Source organism: Glycomyces albidus, from assembly GCF_009451885.1.
In the GTDB taxonomy this organism is placed as follows: Bacteria; Actinomycetota; Actinomycetes; order Mycobacteriales; family Micromonosporaceae; genus Glycomyces; species Glycomyces albidus.
The window spans coordinates 1-4,938 of the sequence record NZ_WIAO01000062.1; the positions used below are offsets into that span (position 1 = coordinate 1).

Annotated in this window: 3 protein-coding genes; all 3 read left to right on the top strand. The window is 54.2% G+C overall.

Features of this window, described 5'->3' with window-relative positions; all coding sequences use genetic code 11:
* On the top strand, positions 1–132 hold a 132-nt coding region (locus GFD30_RS25355; RefSeq protein ID WP_153027937.1), incomplete at its 5' end, for an integrase core domain-containing protein.
* Positions 133–546: 414 nt separating this feature from the next.
* A complete protein-coding gene (locus GFD30_RS25360) occupies positions 547–831 on the top strand; it encodes a hypothetical protein (protein WP_153027938.1) in 285 nt (94 codons plus the stop codon).
* A gap of 754 nt (positions 832–1,585) precedes the next feature.
* The gene (locus GFD30_RS25365; protein WP_153027939.1) at positions 1,586–4,705 is read left to right on the top strand and encodes a tetratricopeptide repeat protein; all 3,120 of its coding nucleotides are present in this window, start codon (positions 1,586–1,588) and stop codon (positions 4,703–4,705) included.
* Positions 4,706–4,938: the final 233 nt, after the last annotated feature.

Below are 4,938 nucleotides of genomic sequence, written 5' to 3' on the forward strand. Positions count from 1 at the left end.
CGGTCCGAACACGAGCGACGAGCAGCTCTCCCGACATGGCTGCACTGGTATAACCATCACCGCGCCCACACCGCACTCGGAGGCAAACCACCCGCCACCCGCGTCCACAACCTCACAGGGCAATACATCTAGCGCCCAAAGCCGAACTCCCCTCCAGCGTCCTCGGCACTTTCAACCTTGACGGCTTCCGATTCGCCGTCGAACCGACACTCGCACCTGAGCACGCGGTCCTCAGCGTCATCAACGTGTCCGGCGGGCTGACTCCGGTAGCCGATCTCCTCCACGAGAACGGACACCTCTGCGGTCTGGCACCCCGCCCCGGCTGGAAGTCAACACCTGAAGGCCGTAAGCGCCGCTGGCGCCGTGAATCGGAATCGATCCTGACCCAAGCCACGGCCGAAGGCCGTCTCTAACTTTCCTCTTCTGCGGGGCACGCCGGGTGGGCGGCGTGCCCCGCCCCCAGCACGCGGGCGCGGCGGCGGCTGACCTTGGTTCCTCCAACCTGTCGCGCCCGCCTCACTCCCGTTATCCGACAAGGAGCGGCACATGCTGACGCTTGCCCGAAGCCTCGACAACATTCAAGATGACCTGGACATTTGCGGGTACACGCTTCTTCGCGCTAAACCCCAGATCAACGCATTGACCGACGCTGCCACAGGCTTCGGAGCCCACATCGGCGCGAAGTCGATGGGGGTAAAGCTCCTAGAAGCGGCGGATTCAGGCGACTGGCTAGCTCGCCACACCGAGAACCTCACCGACTCCGACCTCCTCGAGTACTTCGCTCTGGGATGCCTGACGCCGGCCACCTTCGGCGGAGCCACCTACCTGTAAGACGGACGCATCGCAGCCCGCGCGATGACTTGCTCCCCCAGCGGATCATGCCAGGTCCGATGTTCTTCTGAATCCCTCACTGTGAAATGACCGAGGCGATACGCCTGGCGTGCAGTCATTCGGGAAAAACTGCCGAGCCGTACCTGCCATTGGTCAGGGCCGTGTCGGACTAGAGGCGGAGCCGACCGACTCTTCCGGGCACCGATCCGATGATCTTGACCAGGTCGGTCGCAGCTTCGATGTCGGGCACTTTGCCAGCGATCGTGAGCGGGATCCCGCTCACGTCGCAAGCGACATGGTGCTTGGAACCAGGCCGTCCTCGATCTACCTGAGACGGGCCGGTTTGATCGTCCAGGTCTTGGCACACGCCATGGGAGCCGTTGAGACAGACTCCGGACCAGTCGATCTCCAAGCGCGTCGAGGTCGGCGAGAAGGGCCTAGTGGAGGCGTTCCCAAACTCCAACTTCGCATCAGCGACGGAAGCGCCCCAGCTCAAAGCCCTCGAAGAGATCCCGAGCCGTACCCCAAAAAAAACTGGCTGCCCGTTGACCGCCTTCCCGAACGGGATCGATTTGATGGCGGCGTTGGGCGCAAAGAATTCAATTAGGAAGCTGAGCATCCTGAGGCTCAGTAAACCCACAGGCAACAATGAACATCAAGTCGGAGATGTCGCCAGCCTCAAACCAGTGGATCCCACAGTCCCGTTCCTCCCGGCTATAATCTCCGGGTCAACTGTAGGCCGTGGGAAGATTAAATGGATTCCATCAGCGCAGCAATCTCGACCTGGATTGGGAAGAAGCTCGCCGACCGAACGCTCAAAGCTCTCCAGCAGCGGACGGTTCGCAGGGGGGATGCACCCGAAGTTCTGAGCGCCCTAAAAGCAGTCGTCATCGACGCAACATCCCACGCAGTAGAACAATTCTACGTCAACGATCATCAAATGAGAATATCAACCAAGGCTGCACTGTTTGAACGAGATTCAGCCGAATTGCCACTTGTTGATGGAACTGCCCTAGACGACATTACCAATTCCGTGAGAATTTGGGTATCAGAAATTGAATCTCCTATTGATACCGACGGACTCCCCACAGAAATTATCAATGACCATCCGCTTACTGCGATGATCTGTCAAACAATTCTAGAGAGGATTCAACTGGAAGCCACCCGAGGGGCACGCATACTGCAATCGCTGTGGATGGATTTCCTAATCAACTCACTCAAAGTTCGAGTCGAGAGATCTCCCAGTTCTCTCAATCAAAAAATCGACTCCGAATTTCACAAGAATGAAATTGGAACCTTTGTTCAGGCCGCAAAGGTAGAGAACCTGCACATACATTCAGCTCACTCAACACTGGCACCTAAGATAACAAATGAATACTGGGACCCAGAGCGCACGACCGCAGGGTTCATCGATAGACCGGAAGCCATGCACAAGCTGGAACAAACGGGCAACTTTCCAATAACCGTCATCACTGGAATAAGCGGAGTTGGAAAGACAGCCCTGTGCGTAGCATACGGAGACAGGAATGTAGATAAGTTCCAGGATGGTCGGATCTACTTCAATTTTCATTCCTTTCATGCTACCAAGACTCCAATCGATTCAATGACCGCACTGCGTTCGATAATTCCTGTAATCTGCGAGTCCGTTTCGGTAGATCAAGTAAACAAACTCGACAGCATCTCCTTGTCGACGTTGTGGCGCCAGCTAACTACCAATCAAAGTCTCCTTCTCATTTGGGATAACGTTTCCGAAATTAGTCAAATCGAGCCCATCCTGATAACACAGCCGAACTGTCGGACAATCATTACTACGCGAAAACCTATAGAGGTTGCCTCAAGCGCCACAGTTAAACTTGACGTGATGCGTTCGACAGAATCCATAGAAATGTTTAGGTCGATAACCGGTTCGAGTAGTTATTCTGAAGAGGACCTAGAGAAGCTGACATCTCTGGACATGCACCTTCCAGTTCTGATCGATGCCCATGCAAGACAAATTAATAGTGGAAAGAGATCTATAACAGAATTGCTTGAAGAACTCTCAGCCAGCACTCAAAGTTTTCAGAGCGAAACACAGCGTGCTCAATTTGAGCGTCTAGATGGATCATATCGATATCTGACGGAGGATCAGAAATTTGCGCTTCGGGCTCTTGGGTCACATCCTGGGACGTCATTGACGATGGAAACACTGTCGGCTCTAATCGGCTGTGACCTACGAGAAGCAATCAAAGTCGTCGACGAACTGATTGATTTCGGACTTGTCGTGCGCCATCATCATGAATACAGCGACACACCGGAGCTTCGCTCGTTCAGGGCCCATGACGCCATTCGCACCTATGCCAACTTCCAAGCCGAGCTTGAAGACGAGATTCGGATTTTCCAGCGAGACCTGATCTCTCATTATCGATTGAAGATCAGCTCGGTCAACGACCTAGTTGAATGGATCCAGGTCGAGGGCGATAGTGCACGAGATTCCGCTCTTTCAAGTACTAGGCGACCTAACGCAGTTTTTGCCGCCATGCTTGGAGTTATCTTTAGCTCGTATGGACGATGGGTTGATGCTGATCTTGTTCTACAACACGCGTCTGACAGCTTCATGCGGGATGGGAATATTCGAGATTATGCGCGCGCGCAACTCGAACTCGGCAGAATTTGTGCAAAGAGACGCGACTATCCCGCAGCTAAGGAGCGGTTGAATATCGCTCGCAGCGCTTTCGAACGCCTAGATGATCGGCCGAACCAAGCTCGTGCAATTCATAGTCTAGGCGATATTGCGTCGAAACTTGGAGAGCATCAGGCTTCCAGTGATTATTTCCGCCAAGCAGCCGATATATTTGAAGAGGTCGGCAATGCACACGACGCAGCGCATGCCCTCCAAGGTCTTGGATATGCGGCTCTTGAGCAGGGGGACACTGAGCAAGCTAGAAGTCACCTTGAGCACGCCGCAGAGCGAAATAGCGCAATTGGAAACATTACCGGGTATGCCGATGCGCTGCTACGTCTCGGAGATTTCTCCCTGAAGCGGGGGGATATCGAAGGAGCTAAGGCCTATTATCAGGAAGCTGAGCTAACAGTCAGAGATAGCGAGGGTGCACCCACAGTTCATGCGAACACTCTATATGCCCTCGGCAAACTAGCAGCCCGAGAGAACGACCAATCCTCTGCCGAATCATACTTCCGCGCTTCCTCCGCTGAATACAGAAAGGGAGGATCACCAGGAGGCACCGTAAACGCAATCCAGATGGTTGCCCGGATCTTGGCGGATAGAGAAGAATATTCTGAGTCAATTGAACTTTTGCGTTCCGCGATAGACCTGTCTAGTTCAATGGGCGATAACCATCGTTGCGGAGAGACCTACAACATACTCGGTTCGATTTATTCCGATCAGAAACTCCTACATGAAGCTTATGAAAGCTATTACAATGCCGCGAGGCAATTTGCCTCAGTCCATGACGCACATTGTGGCGGTGGGGCACTTCAGGATTGCAGTGCCATAGCAATCACGATGAAGAACTATTCCGAGGCTGAGGCCTGCCTCGTGGAAGCAAAGGCAAATTTCGATTCCGCCAATGATCCCTACTGTGCAGGTCATATTCTTTGCAGACTAGGCTATCTTCTGCTTCGACAAGCGCGATTTGATGAATCACGGGCAAAGTTCCACGAGTCCCTAGCCTACGCTCCGAGGGCTCGAGCGTTCAAAACCCATTCGTCTGCACTCGAAGGCCTAGGGCTTCTCGCGTTTAAGCAATCAGATTTTACGGCCGCACGAGGTTTTCTCCAGGAAGCCTTGTTGATATACCGAAGGACCAAAAGCGTCAAGTCGGCTTCATTCGTCGAAGCGAAACTTGAACAAATCGACGAATTGCTTCGAGAGTAGTACCGGGCTTGAGCGAGACGGGCTGAACTTAGTTCATCGTTCTTCGACGACGTGTGAAGCCGTTTTGGTGGGCGCTACAGCCGCTAGGCGGCCATGCAGGGCCGTAACCTGGGGAAACAGGTTTCCATAAGCCTCGATGATCCCTGCAAATGACCAGTCGAGTCGCGGGGGGGGGGGGGGGGGGGGGGCGGTCTCGGGGGGGGGGGGGGGGGGGCACACCAAAGCAGAAGCCG

Coding starts and splice junctions, on each gene's coding strand:
- GFD30_RS25365 (WP_153027939.1), top strand. CDS start 1,586: ATGGATTCCATCAGCGCAGCAATCTCGACCTGGATTGGGAAGAAGCTC.
- GFD30_RS25360 (WP_153027938.1), top strand. CDS start 547: ATGCTGACGCTTGCCCGAAGCCTCGACAACATTCAAGATGACCTGGAC.